The sequence below is a fragment of the Parendozoicomonas callyspongiae genome, assembly GCF_023502345.1.
Lineage (GTDB): Bacteria > Pseudomonadota > Gammaproteobacteria > Pseudomonadales > Endozoicomonadaceae > Sansalvadorimonas > Sansalvadorimonas callyspongiae.
This window is the reverse complement of sequence record NZ_JAMFLX010000006.1, coordinates 14998-33184: the sequence shown is the minus strand read 5'-3', so window position 1 is coordinate 33184 and position 18187 is coordinate 14998. Positions and strand designations below refer to the sequence as shown.

General features: G+C 48.9%; 14 protein-coding genes. 6 read left to right on the top strand and 8 right to left on the bottom strand.

What is annotated here, in order from left to right; all coding sequences use genetic code 11:
• Nucleotides 1-184: 184 nt before the first annotated feature.
• Nucleotides 185-1753, bottom strand: a complete 1569-nt coding sequence (gene murJ, locus M3P05_RS05925) for a murein biosynthesis integral membrane protein MurJ (RefSeq protein ID WP_249698505.1) — start codon at nt 1751-1753, stop codon at nt 185-187.
• A gap of 474 nt (nt 1754-2227) precedes the next feature.
• Here murJ and M3P05_RS21085 point away from each other — a divergent pair, with 474 nt between their 5' ends.
• The 3 genes from M3P05_RS21085 (at nt 2228) to M3P05_RS05910 (ending at nt 5062) form a co-directional block, all read left to right on the top strand.
• A complete protein-coding gene (locus M3P05_RS21085) occupies nt 2228-3376 on the top strand; it encodes a DUF2608 domain-containing protein (protein WP_249698504.1) in 1149 nt (382 codons plus the stop codon).
• Nucleotides 3377-3712: 336 nt separating this feature from the next.
• Nucleotides 3713-3979, top strand: a complete 267-nt coding sequence (gene rpsT / locus M3P05_RS05915; RefSeq protein WP_249698503.1) for a 30S ribosomal protein S20 — start codon at nt 3713-3715, stop codon at nt 3977-3979.
• 156 nt (nt 3980-4135) lie between these two features.
• On the top strand, nt 4136-5062 hold the full coding sequence (locus M3P05_RS05910; RefSeq protein ID WP_249698502.1) for an alpha/beta hydrolase family protein: 927 nt from the start codon (nt 4136-4138) through the stop codon (nt 5060-5062).
• Nucleotides 5063-5131: 69 nt separating this feature from the next.
• Here the strand turns inward: M3P05_RS05910 and proB are convergent, their stop codons facing one another.
• Both proB and cgtA read right to left on the bottom strand, forming a co-directional pair.
• Nucleotides 5132-6271, bottom strand: coding sequence for a glutamate 5-kinase (gene proB, locus M3P05_RS05905; RefSeq protein WP_249698500.1), 1140 nt, complete (start codon nt 6269-6271; stop codon nt 5132-5134).
• 21 nt (nt 6272-6292) lie between these two features.
• On the bottom strand, nt 6293-7498 hold the full coding sequence (cgtA, locus tag M3P05_RS05900; protein WP_249698499.1) for an Obg family GTPase CgtA: 1206 nt from the start codon (nt 7496-7498) through the stop codon (nt 6293-6295).
• Between the two features lie 126 nt (nt 7499-7624).
• Here cgtA and M3P05_RS05895 point away from each other — a divergent pair, with 126 nt between their 5' ends.
• A complete protein-coding gene (locus M3P05_RS05895; protein WP_249698497.1) occupies nt 7625-11032 on the top strand; it encodes a hypothetical protein in 3408 nt (1135 codons plus the stop codon).
• Between the two features lie 112 nt (nt 11033-11144).
• On the opposite strand, the gene rpmA is transcribed toward M3P05_RS05895, so the two are convergent.
• Nucleotides 11145-11402, bottom strand: a complete 258-nt coding sequence (rpmA, locus tag M3P05_RS05890) for a 50S ribosomal protein L27 (RefSeq protein WP_249698496.1) — start codon at nt 11400-11402, stop codon at nt 11145-11147.
• 23 nt (nt 11403-11425) lie between these two features.
• Nucleotides 11426-11737, bottom strand: a complete 312-nt coding sequence (rplU, locus tag M3P05_RS05885; RefSeq protein ID WP_249698494.1) for a 50S ribosomal protein L21 — start codon at nt 11735-11737, stop codon at nt 11426-11428.
• A gap of 424 nt (nt 11738-12161) precedes the next feature.
• Between rplU and ispB the strand changes: the two genes are divergently transcribed.
• Together ispB and M3P05_RS05875 are read left to right on the top strand one after the other, a co-directional pair.
• Nucleotides 12162-13142, top strand: coding sequence for an octaprenyl diphosphate synthase (ispB, locus tag M3P05_RS05880; RefSeq protein ID WP_249698493.1), 981 nt, complete (start codon nt 12162-12164; stop codon nt 13140-13142).
• Between the two features lie 552 nt (nt 13143-13694).
• Nucleotides 13695-14771: a GIY-YIG nuclease family protein gene (locus M3P05_RS05875; protein WP_249698492.1), complete on the top strand. Its 1077-nt coding sequence runs from the start codon at nt 13695-13697 to the stop codon at nt 14769-14771.
• 97 nt (nt 14772-14868) lie between these two features.
• On the opposite strand, the gene M3P05_RS05870 is transcribed toward M3P05_RS05875, so the two are convergent.
• The 3 genes from M3P05_RS05870 to M3P05_RS05860 are packed head-to-tail and all read right to left on the bottom strand — an operon-like array spanning nt 14869 to nt 18073.
• Nucleotides 14869-16398, bottom strand: coding sequence for a hypothetical protein (locus tag M3P05_RS05870; RefSeq protein WP_249698491.1), 1530 nt, complete (start codon nt 16396-16398; stop codon nt 14869-14871).
• Between the two features lie 13 nt (nt 16399-16411).
• Nucleotides 16412-16558: a hypothetical protein gene (locus M3P05_RS05865; RefSeq protein ID WP_249698490.1), complete on the bottom strand. Its 147-nt coding sequence runs from the start codon at nt 16556-16558 to the stop codon at nt 16412-16414.
• A gap of 3 nt (nt 16559-16561) precedes the next feature.
• Nucleotides 16562-18073, bottom strand: a complete 1512-nt coding sequence (locus M3P05_RS05860) for a hypothetical protein (RefSeq protein WP_249698489.1) — start codon at nt 18071-18073, stop codon at nt 16562-16564.
• Nucleotides 18074-18187: the final 114 nt, after the last annotated feature.

Genomic DNA, 18187 nt, shown 5'->3' with positions numbered 1-18187 from the left:
GAGGATTATACAAATGAATACCCTAAAAAGTATCGCATTAAGAAGCCTTGTGCTCGGAAAACCGTTTCAATCAGTTTTGCAGGCAGAACCGGTTTTCCCAAATAATAAGCAGAGATTACTTCAGTCCATACAACAAAATACAGTCAGAACTGCCGCAAATACGGCAATCCGACAGAAAAAGTTGTTAATGCTTAAGATGACGGGGGCGCAAACCAACAATTCCAAGAGTCAAAACGTAAGCTCCACCACCAGCTGCTACCAGAACAGTAAGTGACTGAATACGCTGCATCAGCGTCCAGTCCAACCATAACTGAGGGTCGGCACAGAGATAAACCAGTAAGCCCCCCATAACACCATTGGCCAGCAATAGCCGACAGCCATAAAACCCCCAACCCGGTTGCAGCTTAAATACACCTGCGCGAATCAGCCCAAGCAACAACATTCCAGCATTCATAAGAGCAGACAGCGCTGTCGCGAGGGCTAGACCGGCATGCTGTAATGGCCAGATCATAATCAGGTTAAAGACCATATTGGCCACCATAGCCTTGATCGCAATCTTCACAGGAGTCTTAGTATCCTGGCGGGCAAAGAAACCGGGTGCCAGCACCTTAATCAACATAAAGAACAGCAGACCGGAGGCATAAGCTCGCAAACTCATGGCCGCCATTAAAACATCCCGATCTTCCATTCGCCCATGGAAGAACAAAGTGGCAATCAAAGGTTCTGCCAGCAGGAACAGGGCCACAGCGGCCGGAACTCCAATTAGCAGAACCAGTCGTACCGCCCAATCCAGGGTTGCAGAGAACGCTTTGGGATCATTTCCCGCATGCTGACGGGACAAACTTGGCAGTATCACAGTAGCAATCGCGATACCGAACATCCCCAACGGCAGTTCCATTAAACGATCGGAGTAATAAAGCCAGGAGATACTTCCGGTTTGCAGGAAAGAAGCCAGAACAGTATCAAGAAGCAGGTTTATCTGTGCTACAGAGACACCAAACATGGCCGGAGCCATCAGCTTGAGAATGCGCTGAACACCTTCATCCTTCCAACCCCAGACGGGCTTAGGTAAAAGCTGGATCTGTTTCAGGAATGGAATCTGCAGCAACAACTGAGAAACACCGGCAATAACAACGCCCCAGGCCAGAGCCATAACCGGCTTCTCAAAATATGGGGTCAGCAGAATGGTCGATCCAATCAGGCTGATATTAAGTAAAACAGGAGTAAATGCCGGAACAGCAAATTTACTGTAGCTGTTCAGAATCGAGCCGGAAAACGCTGTTAAGGAAATTAAAAGAAGATATGGGAATGTTACCCGCAGCATATCTCCAGCCAAAGCCAGTTTGGCTGTTTCCCCTCTAAAACCAGGAGCAAATACCAGAATAAGCAGCGGTGCCGCAACCATGGCTAAAGCTGTTACCAGCGTAAGAGTTAAACCGAGAGTACCAGCAACTTTATTAACCAGTTCCTGCACCGCCTCTTTCGGTCGCTTGGTGCGATATTCGGAAAGAACCGGCACAAAGGCCTGGGAGAACGCGCCTTCAGCAAATAATCGACGCAGGAAGTTGGGAATCTTGAAGGCAACAAAAAATGCATCCGCCTCGGCCTGAGAACCAAAGTAGACGGCTATCACAACGTCGCGGACCAGCCCCAGAATACGGGAAAGCATGGTCATAACCCCGACCACTAGGGACGAACGCAACAGGCCTCCGCCTGCTTTTTTATCGGAAGCAGTCTGTTTTTCAGACGTCATAATGTCCAGCTGTCAGTCCAGGGAAAATTTTGATGGTCAGCAAAGTCTACCTGCAAGAGCAACCCTGAAACCAGTCAGATTAACTACTGATGAAGTAAAATAAACAACGATTTAGCTTTGAACGATAATTTCTCTGACGCTGGGTGCCAATACTTCAACGCAACCCAGCACCCTGTATTAGGCTCTTTGGAAACTAACTTTCACGGATGAAAGCACATGTTAAGAACTAATAGAGCATTACCCACTCATTACCCCCAATATAAAGAGCTAAAGGCGAGGAATCGCCCCCAACATACTCAGCAAACTGCCTCAGGCTCTCGCCCTCCAGCCAAACCGCTATCGGAAAGGGCCATTACTGTATTAACAGAGCTTGAAAAAGTTGGCACCGAAGCACAGCCCACCTGGGACGTTGTAATGGGAATGGCCGACTTACTGGGCGAGTACGGGATGGAAACCAGTGGCACCATGAGCCATGTGTTTGGTTATCTGAAGAACGAGATACGACGAACCCATCTGGAAACTCTGGACGATTTAATCGCTGCAGGCCATTTCCCAGAGGCTCTTCAATTTATTGATGCCGCTATTGCTCTTGATTTGGAAGGGGAGCAAGAGCTTTTACAGGTACAGGGTCGTATCCTGGAAACCATGGCGACTCTCGTCGAACAGCGTTCGAAAATCAAGATCTTCGAAAAGGACCTCCCCAAGGAAGCAATGGTCAATTATTTACTATGGCTATCCGATAAAAATCACCCAACAGCTCAAGAGTTTTATGACGAGCTAAACACCTGGGGAAGCATTACATTACCCGAGGAACTGGATCGAAAACACAGGGAAAAGTCTCCCCCAAAACAAAATACTCCTCACGTTACCCATCAATCTTCCAGAGCAGGCCTTCCCAGCCTTGAAGAACTACACGAACGAGGAACAACAGATATTAGAGGTTCAATCAACAGGTTGGATGTGTCCAAGTCTTTACGCCCCAGAGACACTGTGTTGCAGTCCATTAGAGAAGCCCAGGTGGCACAGCCTGTGGCTGCCGTACGCCACGAAAATGTTCAGACAATTAACGAACTCCCTGGCTTGATCCTCCCCGGAAGCAGACCCTTGGTCATTTTTGATATTGATGAGACCTTGGTAGCTCGAGATGTCGTTGGAGGGGAAGTGAAAAAAACTGCTGTAAATCCAGACACGATTCAAATTATTAATCAAATCAAAAGCCAAAACCCTCATGGCAAAGTCATAGTCATGACGAAAGGGGATTCGGAAAGCACCCGTGAAAAACTCGCTGCAGGAAAAATCCCCGAAGAACTTTTCCATGATATCGAAATAGTACAAGGACAAGATAATAATAAGGGGGACAGGCTCGCCCAATACCTCGAACGAAAGGGTTTCAATCCAGATCAGGTTTATTTCGTCGATGATATGGAGGGCTTTTGTGAACAAGTCGAAGACTGTTATCGTGATCGCGGGATAGCCTGCCAGACCTTTGTTTTTACCGGAGCTCTTCCCATGGCTTTCCGATGTAATGCTCAGGCAATGGGAACATCTATTGCCAGCCTGGTCGGCCAACATAACGCTTTACATCAGGCTGCTAACGAGCGGATTGGAAAAAGATTCACATAAACACACGTCTGGTCTGGAGGGTGAAACCCGGCACCCTCCCTCAGCCTCACCTAACCCTGTAAGCACAAACCTCATTTTTATAAGATTTTTCCTTTTTAAAAGTCCCTTCATTCCCCTTGACCAACTTGAGCCCGGATGCCAGAATCCGCGCACCCGTCCTAAAAACTCCCGAAAGTGTCATCGGGAAGCAAAATATTGCAGGTTTGGATCAATAGTCATTTGAGTTCATCATTCAAGGTGCGGCTGCCGAGAATTGACGCTGGAATTGACAATAGTTGGCTAAACCGGCATATTTGCCCGTTTTTAATACAATCCGATTTTTCGAGGAGCAATACGGTGGCTAACTCTCCTTCCGCCAAGAAGCGTGCCCGTCAGGCAGAAGTACGTCGTCAGAAGAACGCAGGTCAGCGCTCTCTGGTTCGCACCATGATCAAGAAAGTAATCGCTGCTATCGCCAGCAACGATGTTGAAGCTGCCAAGGCTGCTTACACTGCTGCAGTTCCTGTGATTGATCGCATGGCCGACAAAGGCATCATTCACAAGAACAAGGCTGCTCGTCATAAGAGCCGCCTGAACACCAAGGTTAAGGCCATGGCTGCCTAATCCTGGTAAAGGATTTTGAAAAAAGAGGCTTTATAGCCTCTTTTTTTGTGCTCGATATGACCGAATAAACCTTTATACCTTGGTCTAATCATCCGGAACCCCACCCCAAGTTTCCTGTCTTAAAGACAAATAGCCCTTTTTCAGGGAGGAAACCCGATGAAATCTACTCACTCATGGCTCTCAGGCTTTGTAACAGCTCTTCTAGTAGCTGTTTCTGTGACAACTTCAGCCGCTCAGATCCAAAACGAAGAGCCGAGAGGGACAATCATCTCTCCCCAGAAGGCTAAAAGCCTGACTCCCTATGCCTTTGCCAGCCAGCTTGCTCACACGTACAAGCTCAATGGAAAGAGCGAGAAAAGCATCGCCACCAGAAACAAGATGCTTGGCTATGAAATGACACCGGTTGACTCCAAGGATCTTCCTGAACCCATTAAGTACCTGTTTATTCAAGATGAGACGCAAAGATTCTGGTCCTATTCCGGCCTACAGGCCCGAGCCTTTTATCATCACAACAAGAAAAATATTGTCCTGGCCTTTGCCGGAACCGATTTTCATCCTTTGATGTATCGCAGCTATGCGACTGCCGGAACTGCAAACCTGATCGCCTACGGCTACTCAACCCCCATGCTGACCCAGGCTTCCGCACTCTGCAGAGCATTCAAAGAAATTCCGGAAGTTGAGAATATCATCGTAACAGGCAACTCACTTGGGGGTGCAGTAGCGCACTACGCAGGACTGGCCTGTGGTGCAAAAACCATTGCCTTCAACAGCCTGGCTCTACCTGAAAACCTCAGACAACAAGCCATCTTGGATTACATCAACTATCACAGTATCGAAGACTCCTTCTCAATAGATCCCTCATACAGGAGCGAACTCTCCAATGCAGGAACTCCCAAACAACTGGAGTTGATCGAAGTTGAAGGTGAGGCTCTCAACAACACCAAAGGCATGTGGATAATCCAGGGACAGCACCCCAAGAACACCCCTATTCAAATCGTCCCCTCTCACGACAAGAAACTTGGAAGTGTTGGCCGCCACTGGGCCCCCGCAGTTATCAAGTCTCTTGAAACTCATTCCAGGTAAAAAGATCTGAATACAAAAAATGGCCGCAAGGTTCCCACCTGCCGGCCATTTTTATTTATGATGGCAAAATCAGAGAACAACCATATTGTCCCTATGCACTAACTCAGGCTCACCAGCAAAACCCAGAACTGCAGGCATTTGATGGCTGGGCATCCCCAGAACCTTGCCCACCTGCTCAGATGAATAATTCACCAGACCACGAGCCACCTCGGCTCCATCCGGGCTGACACAAGCCACCATCTCACCACGCTGAAATACACCTTCAACGCCACGCACACCAACCGGCAAAAGGCTGGAACCGGCTTCTTTCAGAGCCCGAACAGCCCCGGCATCCAACACCAAACGACCTTTCATGCGAAGATGACCGGCAAGCCAGCGCTTACGGGCCAAGGTACGCTCTTCATCTGGCAGCAGGAGAGTTCCCAGTGATTCACCATCTTTCAGGCGCTCGATCACCTGTTCAATACGCCCACCTGCAATTACAGTACTTGCGCCAGAACGAGCCGCCAGCCGCGATGCCCTTAGCTTGGTAAACATACCACCACGCCCAAGCGCGCCCTTCCCTTCTCCTGCCATGGCATCCAGAGAGGAATCACTGGCGCGCTTCTCGTCCACCAGCACAGCATCGGGATTGGTACGCGGGTCAGCTGTAAACAGACCATCCTGATCTGTCAGCAGCACCAGAACATCTGCCTCAACCAGATTGGCAGCCAGTGCTCCTAATGTATCATTATCACCAAAACGAATTTCATCGGTGACCACACAGTCATTTTCATTAATAACCGGAATCACACCCAGACTCAGCATGGTGGAAAGCGCACTGCGGGCATTCAGATAGCGTTGCCGATTGGAAAGATCAGCATGGGTTAACAGCACCTGGGCAGTTTCAATGCCATGCTCGGCAAAAGCACTCTGCCAGGTCTGGGACAGCCCCATCTGACCAACAGCAGCGGCAACCTGAAGCTCATGCATGGCCGACGGTCGTGCCTGCCAGCCCAAACGACTCATACCTGCCGCAATGGCACCGGAAGAAACCAGCACCAGCTCAACGCCCTGGTTACGCAGCTCAGCCATCTGGGCCACCCAGCTGCGGATACCGGACTCATCCAGCCCTTTACCGTCAGCGGTCAGCAGCGCACTGCCAATTTTAATGACCCAGCGACGGCCGTTTTTTAACACGCTTCGCCCTGATACAGATGTATCAACCATGCTTTCTTTTCCTTATCCCGATCAAGGGGCGTAGAAGATCTCTACCTCGTGATCGTCATCATCTTCATCTTCCTCTTCCAGAGCTGCCAGCTTTTCAGCCTGACGCTTGGCACGACGCTGCTCGGCCAGCTCCTGAATACGAACACGTGCCTCTTCTTCCATACGCTCACGCTGCTCAGCTTCTGCTGCAGCGAAATCGTCATCCGTATTTTCCTGAAGATTACGCTCTTCGATAAAGGTCATAATGTTTTGACACAGCTGCTGAGTGCCATCAGAACTCAGAGCCGAAATACGGTAAACAGGATCTTCCCAGCCCAGCTCGGAAACAATACGCTCACAAAGTGCATCCCGTTCTTCTTCCGGCACCATATCCAGCTTATTCAAAACCAACCAGCGCTCGCGCTCATAAAGTGCAGAACTAAACTCTTCCAGCTCACTGATAATGGCCTTGGCAGACTCAACCGGATCAGTTTCGTCAACCGGCATCACATCAACCACATGCAGCAGGATACGGCAGCGGGCCAGGTGTTTCAGGAAGCGGATGCCAAGACCGGCACCTTCCGCAGCGCCTTCAATCAATCCGGGAATATCAGCCACTACAAAGCTGCGGTGCTTCTGCACACTGACCACGCCCAGATTAGGAACCAGGGTGGTAAATGGATAATCCGCCACCTTTGGCTTGGCGTGGGAAACAGCACGAATAAAGGTGGACTTACCAGCATTCGGCATACCCAGCAGACCCACATCAGCGATAACCTTCAGCTCCAGCGTCAAGTTCCGCATTTCACCAGGCTTACCCGGGGTGCATTCACGGGGAGCACGGTTGGTACTGGATTTGAAACAGGTATTACCAATACCGTTATGACCGCCTTTGGCTACCAGAATTTTCTGGCCCACTTCGGTCAGGTCACCAATCACTTCCTGTGTGTCTTCATCCACAATTGTGGTACCCACAGGAACACGAAGAATCGTATCTTCACCCTTGGCACCGCTGCAGTTGCCACCCCGGCCCTGCTCACCATTTTTGGCCTTGTAACGGCGGGTATAGCGGTAATCAACCAGGGTGTTCAGGTCATTATCCGCCACCATGTAGATGCTGCCACCTACACCACCATTACCGCCGTCCGGGCCACCTTTGGGAATATATTTCTCCCGACGGAAGCTTACACAACCATTACCGCCCTTGCCGGCTTCGACATAGATATGGGCTTCATCAACAAATTTCATTCTCAACCTCCGTACCGGCAAAACTGCTACCGGTACTGACTCTGCGGGCACCCGTTATCTTATGGCTGATTCCGGCACAAAACAAAAAAGCCCTGCAACAAGAGGGCTTTGAGTGAGCGGCATTTTATGGAACAAACACCCGGGAAACAAGTCAGTCATCCGAACACCGTTGTCAGCTTTCCTGTACCACCCGGCAAAGCGACAGGAACTTTCCCCTGTACAAAAAACCTAAAACCTGTAGGACACACAATTTATCAGGACAAGGATAAACCAGATATGAAATACGCTACCACACTATTCCGTTCATTTTTTCTGGCAGCTCTACCACTGCTGTTATTTTCTGCCGACACAGCGGCAGGTGCTCAACCAGCAGCCAATACTGGCTACGCCCTGCTGGAGCTGCTGGCCCGGGAACTGATAACTTCACCACATGTCATAACACAGCAGTTAGTCGACCGCGAACTGTATCCATCCTCCTATACCTGCGACGAACCGGAAAACCATGAGCAACGGCTCTATGCGGAGAACCTGCAGCGGCAGTTTAACTATCCCTCAAATCAGGATTTCACCACAGCGGACATATCGGAAATAAGCTGTATAGCCGCGCAGCTATACCGCCCGAGCAGCCATTGGTTCTTCACAAAAATACAAAATAGAAAGACCGGTTCCGGAAACCCTGAACACGATTTTGTTGAGTATGCTGCACAGGCCCTGTATGCCTCCATGATCCATAATGATCCGTACCAGTTCATCCCGCTTTTGATACAGATATTAAAAACTTACAAGCTGACCAACACCAGCATCATCATCTGGACAGATGGCCATGTACTTCTCCGACTTAAGCCAACACCATCGACTAACGACCAGCTCCCTTCACCAGAGATATGCTCCATCACTAACCGGCAGCGGCCGCAAACAGATGAGCAGCTGATCTATATCCATAACGATCAGTGGGCATCTTCGAATTTGAACGTTTTTATTGAACGACAAATGCCGAAAAACAATGGTAATTACCCGACACATCCAGCACTGGACTGCCAAATCATCCCTCTGGAGAAGAGAGGCAAATTTTTTCAAACCTTTTCCGAAAGCGCTCCTTTTCTGCAGTTTTTAATTGACACACCCAGTTCACCTGAAGGGATTTATCCAGAACTGGCAATGAGAATCTACCGCAGCCTTGCCCAATTCAATCTGAACACCATCGCCCCCAACAGAGCGCCATATCTTTTTGCCACACACACGGAATTAGCACGTTCAGAAATCTATAAAAACATTGACCGAATGATCAACTGGGAAGAGTTGTGCGTCTTTTGTGATTCCCTGCTGAACCAAGACCGCCCAAAAAACCATAAACAACAAATGCCATCCTCGAAGAATGAAAATGCAGAGAGCATTTCCATAGAAGAAGGCAACGACCTTGTTGACATGCCCGATTTTTTGCTGACAGCGCCTTATCCACTGAAAAACACTCCAAACTGGTTTTCAAAAGCTGTTGGTCTGGCGATCCACACTCCGGATCTGTTAGAGCCTCTTATTTCATCCATGAGCGGGGCAGGCAAATTCAGCACTGACAACCGGTTCCAACTCTACAAAATTATCTTCAACAAGGTAAAAGAACATAATGGCATCCAGAGACTGGAGGATTACCGATCATTTATGGACTGGCTGGCTCGAATGGATCCCGAACAGGAACACCCTGCGCTACTGGACAGACTCAAACAGGATGTTCTGGCAGCAACAACCCCTTGCGACAGGGCCTCTCTGCTTGAAACCCACAACCTTCAGGATCAGGATATTCCTCTTTCCTCATTCGACTGCCTGAGCCAACGCCCTGCAGATTGGTTCAGCCGCACACACCCCAAACCTATTAGAACCTATCTGGATCACACCTCAAGACTGAAAATCCACACTCTACGGCCCTTCCTGCGTTTTGCACCGAGCGAGTTCAGTCGATCCGTACTCAGGGACTGGCTAACCCTGGATCAATACCGGGATATCCGGGAGGAGCTTTACGGGCAAACTTTTCATCCGCTGCAAACAAGCTTTTTCCAGATTCTGCCGTGGAATACCCCGATTCAGGTTATAGCCGAGATTGCTCCTCTACCCACTCCGGTTACAGAGCTAATTCCCGGAACAGAGGAGCAGGAGCAGGAGCAGGAGCAGGAAAAAAATACAACACTTCCCGAACATTACCTGCCATTGTTCCATGGGCAGAATAAACCCAAAGTACTGGGACGAACCCTTATCGCCGACCACCCGACCTGGGAAGGGCGTTATTACCTGAAATTGAGAAAACTAAGCGAAACCCGATCATCACTCACCCAACAAGCTACCACCCTGAGGGCCCTGAATAACCTTGGTCAGATAGAGAGCAAAATTCCGGAGGTACTGGGAGTATTCGCCATACCCAATCTACCAGACTTCCTCCACAAAAGTGGCTTTCCCGAAGACGAGATAAACCGGTATTTTGACCAGCTCCTTAAGCATAACGGCGCTATAGAACATCTTATGGTGGAACAGGGCTGGACTCGCGGCAAGATAGAAAATCAATGGTTGAAGATATTATTCGGAATACGCTACGGTACCCACAGTATTGCTGAATTGGACGAAACCATACGCCAGGTGATACTGAACGCCTTCAAATCAACAGACGCTTTACTGACAAGAATTCCGCCCCCCCTGGAATATGAGCGTTATGTCTATGACGGAGAGACTGAAGAGAGCATTGTCGAAGGGCTGAGATTATTTGCCCGGGATTATGGCAGGCTCTGGAAAAATAATGTTATGGGCCCGGATGCCCTGTCCGCCTACCACGACGCAAGTGCAGCCAGAAGAGCCTATCTCTTCGCTCCGACATTGCGCGCTCACCACAGCGTCGGAACCGTTGATCGATGGGCCGACACCTCAACCAACTACCCCAACATCGGCCCTGCCCCAGTGGGTATGCGCGATGCCGGAGACACAATGCTTCTGCGTGAAAAAAGGTTACCGACTGAGCACCCCTACATCAAATACGGGCGACCGCACACCCTCACAGAACTGAATGATGTCCGTATTGAAGCACTGGCCAAGACCGCCTGGGGTACCATCCTTCTGTTTGGCCGCAGCTTCAAGGAAATACTGGACCATAACAATCCAGAACGGGTTACCTGGACCAAAATGATTATAACGGAACTGCTGGCCGACCTCTTTACCGAGAGCTTCTCCCTGCCCCGCAGTCAGTGGCTCAGAATCATGAATGAATTTGATCTGGTCGGACAGGTCGCCAGAGAGATGAACTACTGGATGGCCTTCCCTTCAAGCTATGTCGAAGACACCCGAAATGGCTACATCCCCGCCAGTGTCTACCCTAACTGGCGGGCTAACCGTCATATCCCTCCCTATGACCACCCGAATTACCTGACCGATGAAGGGTTTATGCAGGGAGGAGATTCGCCTCATCTTGGCGGACGCAATGGTAGAAATTCCTTATTATCCCTGGATGCACTATTGATGCGAATGATTACCACCGGGATGGTAACGACTGACCGGTAACTGGCTGCTAACTGGTATAAACGGCCATGCATAAAAAAAAAGCTCCGCAAGCGGAGCTTTTTTTCTCTCGCAGAACCAGCCCGAAAAGCCAGCTCGTGAGATCCAAGGCCTGTTAAGCCGCTTCTACACGAATGTACTTGCGGTTTTTAGGACCCTTGGTTTCAAATACAACCTTGCCGTCAGCCTTGGCGAACAGGGTGTGATCCTTGCCCATGCCAACGTTCTCACCAGCGTGGAACTTGGTACCACGTTGACGAACCAGAATGTTGCCAGCCAGTACAACCTGACCGCCGAAACGCTTCACGCCAAGACGTTTACTTTCCGAGTCGCGGCCGTTACGAGTACTACCGCCTGCTTTTTTGTGTGCCATGAGTCAATACCCTCTGAATGCGATTAAGCGCTGATGCCAGTAATCTTGAGCTCAGTGAACCACTGACGGTGGCCCATCTGCTTACGGTGATGCTTCCGGCGACGGAACTTAACGATAGTCACCTTCTTGCCACGACCGTGAGCTACGATTTCAGCATTGACCTTGGCACCTTCAACAACGGGGGCACCGATCTTAACGTCTTCACCGTTAGCAACCAGCATTACCTGGTCCAGCTCGATGGTTTCGCCAGTGGCAACGTCCAGTTTTTCAACCTTCAGTGTATCGCCTTCAGCGACACGGTACTGCTTGCCACCAGTTTTGATAACTGCGTACATGGAATTCTCCGAAAATCCTCAGCCTTTTTGTCAAAGGCATCCGCCCGGATGGCGGAATTTTCTGTTAACCGACTGTACTCCACATAGATAACGCCTCATGGTCCGGCATCAAATCAGCTTCGTTCGCTTCCACCAAAAGAAATCCTCCAGAGGTCGCATCCAAAACCCAGACTATCCGGCCATAACAAAATGGCAGCTATCGGGACTTCCAGAACGGGGGGCTTATTTTAGAGAATCAAGTCCACTGAAACAAGTTGATTTGTCTGTTGTTTAGTGAAAAACGGCACATCCCTATAAAAAATTTCTGTTACCACCAAAAACACCTTAGCTACCAACAATATAGATCGGGCAATCCCTTGACACCCCCGTATCCACCTCATACGATCTGAGCAGTTTTCCATTTCACTATAAGTACCCGCCCTTGATGACCCAGAACGACGCAATCCGCCGTATCTACGCCACGGTTCATGACGAATTCCAGGCCGTCAACGCCTGCATCATGGAACAGTTACACTCGGACGTCGCCCTGGTGGAACAGATCGGCCATTACATTATTGATGCCGGCGGCAAACGTCTGCGGCCACTGCTTGTACTTTTGAGTGCCGGTGCCTGCGGTTACAAAGGCGATCGCCAGATCCCTCTGGCGACAATCATTGAATTTCTTCACACAGCCACACTGCTTCATGACGATGTGGTCGATGAATCAGAACTTCGTCGTGGCCGGGCAACAGCCAACGATCGCTGGGGCAACGCACCGAGCGTTCTGGTGGGAGACTTCCTTTACTCCCGCGCCTTCCAGATGATGGTGCGCATTGGTGTAATGGATGTTATGACCACACTGGCCAACGCAACCAATGTGATTGCTGAAGGCGAAGTCATGCAGCTGATGAATATCCACGAACCGGATATCAGCGAAGCGCAGTATATGGACGTGATTCGCTGCAAAACCGCCATGCTGTTTGAAGCCTCAACCCATACAGCAGCCCTGCTTGCAGATGCACCAGAAGAACAGATCAAGGCCCTGCAGGATTATGGCAATCATCTGGGACTTGCTTTCCAGCTGGTTGATGATCTGCTGGATTACACTGGCGATAGTGAAACCATGGGCAAAAATGTTGGCGACGACCTGGCCGAAGGAAAACCCACACTCCCCCTGATTCAAACCATTGCCTCCGGCACTCATGAACAGACCGAGCTGGTTCGTAAAGCCATTCGCAATGGCGGTCTTGAGCAGCTTGATGATGTTATGAATGCAGTTCGCGCTTCCGGCGCACTGGATTACACTGCAAGCCGCGCCAGAGAAGAAGCCGAAAAAGCTGTTGCAGCAGCAAGCACTCTTCCTGATTCTGACTATCGACAGGCACTTATCGAACTGGCAAAGCTTTCCGTCAGCCGTACCGCTTGATACCTCTCAAAAGAAATGCAGTTTTGATTAGGTTCTGTTGGCATAAGTTTATGCAATTCAGTGGCTCAGAAAGCCGCTAATCGCAAGAAAGGCTTGTGAAGGTGTAGTGGTTTTACATCAAGCAAGCCTGACGAAGCGAGCTATTGTGCCCTTTGGGTATGGCGGCTTTCTGGGCCACCCGAAGGGCGTCAGCGAGGCTTTCCAGCTCGTCGTTGCAGCCGTTCGAAAGACAACCAGTATTCCTTCACGACTGCGTCTAGATCTGAAAAGCCTCGCTGGCGCTGAATGCATAAACTTATGCCAACAGAACCTAAACTGCATTTCTCTCTCACGACTGTTTTGTTCTATATAACTATTGTTCGATCCTGAAGTTCATCAAAAAAACAGTACATCCCGAAGCAGCCTCCAACATCATACGACAGCGCTACATCATTCTGTCACGATCGGCAATTCGTGAAATACTGACCAGAACCTGACTACCAACTGTCGGCAGGGTCGCTATAATGTCGCGCCTCGCGTTACTCAGAACTGTCAGACACGGGTTGCCACCTTTTGATTATCTTTACCGTCACTAACACTGTTACCGATCAGATTTACGTTGGCTCTACGCGCAACGACCTGGACGTACAATGGGAAAAAATGGTTGCTGCCGCCGAGCAGAACCTTGACTACCCCCTGTACCGCGATATCCGCAGGCACGGCGTGCAAGCGTTTCAACGTGAAATCTATGACATGGCAGAAACCAGGGAAGAGCTGGCGGAACTTGAGAATGATGCACTTGACATGCTCGGCGGCATCAGCCTGCGTGGCCACAAAACAAGTACTGTGGTTATCAAAAAGAAAAAGCCTGTTCGTCGCAAAAAGTCTGACGCCGAAAAAGAGCTACTGGCTTTTCTCGATGATTACGCCACAGATGCATCTGATGATGAAGCCGATGAAACAAACAAGGCTGAAAACTCCAAAGGCTTGACACCAAAGCAGCCTTCAGAAGACGACACAGGAAAAGGCCGCATCATCAAAGCGGAACCAGCTCCGGTTCAGAAACCCGCACCAGCGAGTAAACCCACCCCACCTTCTGCTCAAAAAATTGATGCCGTTGCAGCGGCAAAAGCCATACTGGCAGCGGCTGCAAAAGAGGAAGATGAAAAAAGGGCAGCCACAACCAGATCAGCAACTCCGCGCCGAGCATCCCGCACCAGCAGCAACGTCAAACTGGAACTGACCATTGATGACACAATCAATGCCCAGCTGGCTGCCATTACCGCAGCCGTAGACGGCGTGCTGGCTGGCGACTCTGCTGCTACAGAAAGCCTTCAAACACTTTCTGCCTCTCCCAAGCAGGAAGAACCAGCCACTCTGGAAACACAAGCCACAGCAGTCACCTCAACAGAAGACGATAATGAGGCACCTGCGGAAGCTGATAGCAAACCAACCCTGAATGAAGTCACCCGAATCATCAGCGGCAAGGAAAAACGCATTATGGAAGCTATTCAGCATCACAGGGAATTACGAGCAAAACGCACAAGCGACGTACTGAACGCCGAAAAAGAGCAAGTCCAGAAGCTGCTCAGTGAGCTCAACAAACGCATTGCTTCAATGGATGCTCCCAATATTCGAATGTACCACTGATCATAACCAGCTCTTCCAAAGCTGGTCGAGAACCTCCCGACCAGCCTTGGATCATAAGGCAGCCATCTCGCAGCAGCAACGGCTTTGCCTGCCCCCCTTAATCCTGATCTGCCCAACGGCTTGAAAGATCGACATTAACCACACTATGCTGCGAACGTGCCACAGTGGTTTCCTGATTAAAACTCAACAACTGAAACGCCGCCACTGTATCCATGACCGATGATCGCGTGCTTGCTTGTGGAAAAGTAATCAAAGGTGCGAACGCATCGGTTATGCTGTCAAAAAACGAGTTCCCAATAGGAGAAAATAACCATGCCTCTACCAAAGTCCTATAGGCTGTTTGATTATCAAGCAATTCTTTTGATTTTATCAGCGAACGCAAAAAGACAGGATTCAGTTTTTGGTTCACTGCAAGCAGGCCAATATCAATCGTGCTTTCAACGCGTAATGTTGCCAGCCCGGCAGGTAATTTCTGTGTCAGCCAGTCAGATATAGGCGCGTATCTCATGCACAGTGTTTCCTTAACCTTTGCAGGACACCGCCGAACAATAAAACTGGAATACTCACGGGGGGAGGTTTTTGGAACCGCCACAAAATGCATATCATCGCTATTTCCAGAATAATGCTCCATACGCTGGAATGTGCAGTTGCCCGGAATATCCAGATCCATATAAATCATGCCAGTGGATGTTCGGCTTTTGATAGCAAGACTTTGATTTTTACATATTTCATCAATGACCTCAGAACCTGCTGCCATCAAGTAAAAGCGAAGCAAGTCGGCAGCCACAAGAACTGATTTTTTCCTTTCCTCCCCAGATAAAAGCACCTGATCGAGCAATTGCTTTAAATTTATCTCGTCTCCTTCAATCGATAGCGGTTGATCCAGATGATTGATATCCAGCACCTTGATGCGATGAGGAATTGCTTTTCCCAGACGACTGTTCAACCTGCAGTTCAGGCTTGCCATTTTTTGTTGTTCTGAGTCGCTTAAATAAGGGGAGTAGTACCAGAGAATCACTTCACGATCAGGATTGGCCTGGGCCATTTCTACCGGAACGTTTAAGTAATGATCCGGGATCAGACTACCAACCCAGATAAAATTGGCAGGGGCATCCTTAGCCATCGGCGCGGTAGAAATCACAGATTCCCCGCAGCCAATATTATCCAAAAACAGACTGGGCAGGATTCGGCAGTAAAAATTTTGCAGGTGTTCAAAATAGCTAAGCTTATTCCTCCAGCTTTCATCAAGCAGAAAATACTTGATCTCATTATCAATACACTGAACAGAATACTTTCTGATAAAGCAAAGACAGTCAAGAAACGCCTTGTTACCTATTTCACCTCTTCGAAATTTTTTTATATTTTGCAACAACTCTTCTTTCAATGCTGCAGGGCTTGATCGCTTTGCGGACAATGCTTCTGCACTCGTGACTTGCACTGAATCTATATTTTTCTGACTCACAGACTGAAGCTGACAGCACGATACTGGAGTAACACTGACCAGTGGCGTTGTCCCGGCCACAACAGCGGATGTACTTTCCAGGTTCTTTTCGCCTGAAAATGGTTTTTGTAAAGCAGGGGGCAATGATGGAGGCGATATTGGTTGCGCACGCGTTGAGATATTCATAACAGTCCGACCTTCAAGTCATATGCAGATTTGAAAAACTGATAACCGGGAAGTTCAATAAAGTGTTAGCTGAAATATCATTCTTGTTCAGGGCAGCGACCTGACTACCGGCATCGGGAAGAGCGCAGCCATCTGGTAGCAGCGAATGCCTGGTTTGCATTCCTTAATCCTGATCAGCCCAGTGGCTTGAAAGATTCACATTGACTTTGCTATGAAATCCACGCGTCACAGTGGTTTCATTTTTTAAACTCAACAATTGAAATGCTGCCACTGTATCCATGACCGTTGAACGTCTACCTGCCTCTGGAAAAGTAATCAAAGGCTCAAATGCATCAGTTATGCTGTCAAAAAAACAGTGTCCCACAGGAGAGAAAATCCATATTTTTACAAGGCACTTGTAGCATGAATGGTCATCAATCAACTCTTTCGATTGTTTCAGTGAACGCAGAAAGACAGGGTTTTGTTTTTGGTTCACTGCAAGCAGGTTGATATCAACCGTGCTGTCAATGCGTAATGCTGCCAGCCCTGCGGGTAGCTTCTGTGTCAACCAGTCAGAAATGGGAGCACTGCTCATATGCAGTTTTTCCCTGACCCTTTCAGAATCAGTCCGAACAATATAGCTGGAAAGCTCACAAGGATTCTCCTTTGAGTCTTCCCATAACACCATGTCATAGACATCACCGGAATAACACTCCATACGCTGGAACATGCAGTTGCCTGGAATATCCAGATCCATATAAATCATGCCAGTGGATGTTCGGTTTTTGATATCAAGATTTTGATTTTTACATATTTCATCAATAACCTCAGAACCCGCTGCCATCAAGTAAAAGCGTATCAAATCGGCCGCTACCAATACTGATTTTTTTCTTTCCTCTCCAGATAAAAGCACCTGATCGAGCAATTGCTTTAAATTTATCTCGTCTCCTTCAATCGATAGCGGTTGATCCAGATGATTGATATCCAGCACCTTGATGCGATGAGGAATTGCTTTTTCCAGATTGCTGTTCAACCTGCAGTTCAGGCTTGCCATTTTTTGCTGTTCTGAGTCGCTCAAATAAAGGGAGTAGTACCAGAGAATCACCTCACGGTCAGGGTTGGTCTGAGCCATTTTCACCGGAACATCCAGGTAATGATCCGGGATCAGACTGCCGACCCAGATAAAATTAACAGGGGCATCTTTGGCTAACGGCGCGGTAGACATCAAAGACTCCCCACACCCGATATTCTCCATAAACAACCTGGGCAGGATGCGGCTATAAAAACCTTGCAGGTGTTCGAAATAACTGACCTTTACACTTTGACTCTCCGTGAGCAGAAAATCTTTAATTAGATCATCAAGATATGACAAGCCCTTGCGGATGAGGCGAAGACGATCAACAAACGCCTTGTCATCGATCTCACCTGCACGGAGTTGATCTATGTTATGCAACAACTGCCCCCAAGATGATCCAGTATCGGGCCGCTTTGCGGGCAATGATTTCGCATCCGTAACTTTCATTGAATCTATATTTTTCTGATCCAAAGGTTGAGGTGGACTGCACAGCATTGGTGTAGCACTAATCTGCGGCTTTGGATCAGCCAGAACAATAGGCGTACCTGTCGAAGTTTCTTCGGCTGGAAGCGGTATTTTTAGCGGTGGGGGGGGTGATAACAATGGGGATGATCTATCCATAACAGTCCAGCCTTCGGGTCAATGCACATTAGAAAAACTAATGACCTGAAGGTTCAACGGAGGGTTAGCTGAAGTATCATCCTTGTTCAGGGTAATGGCCCGGCGGGTAAAAAG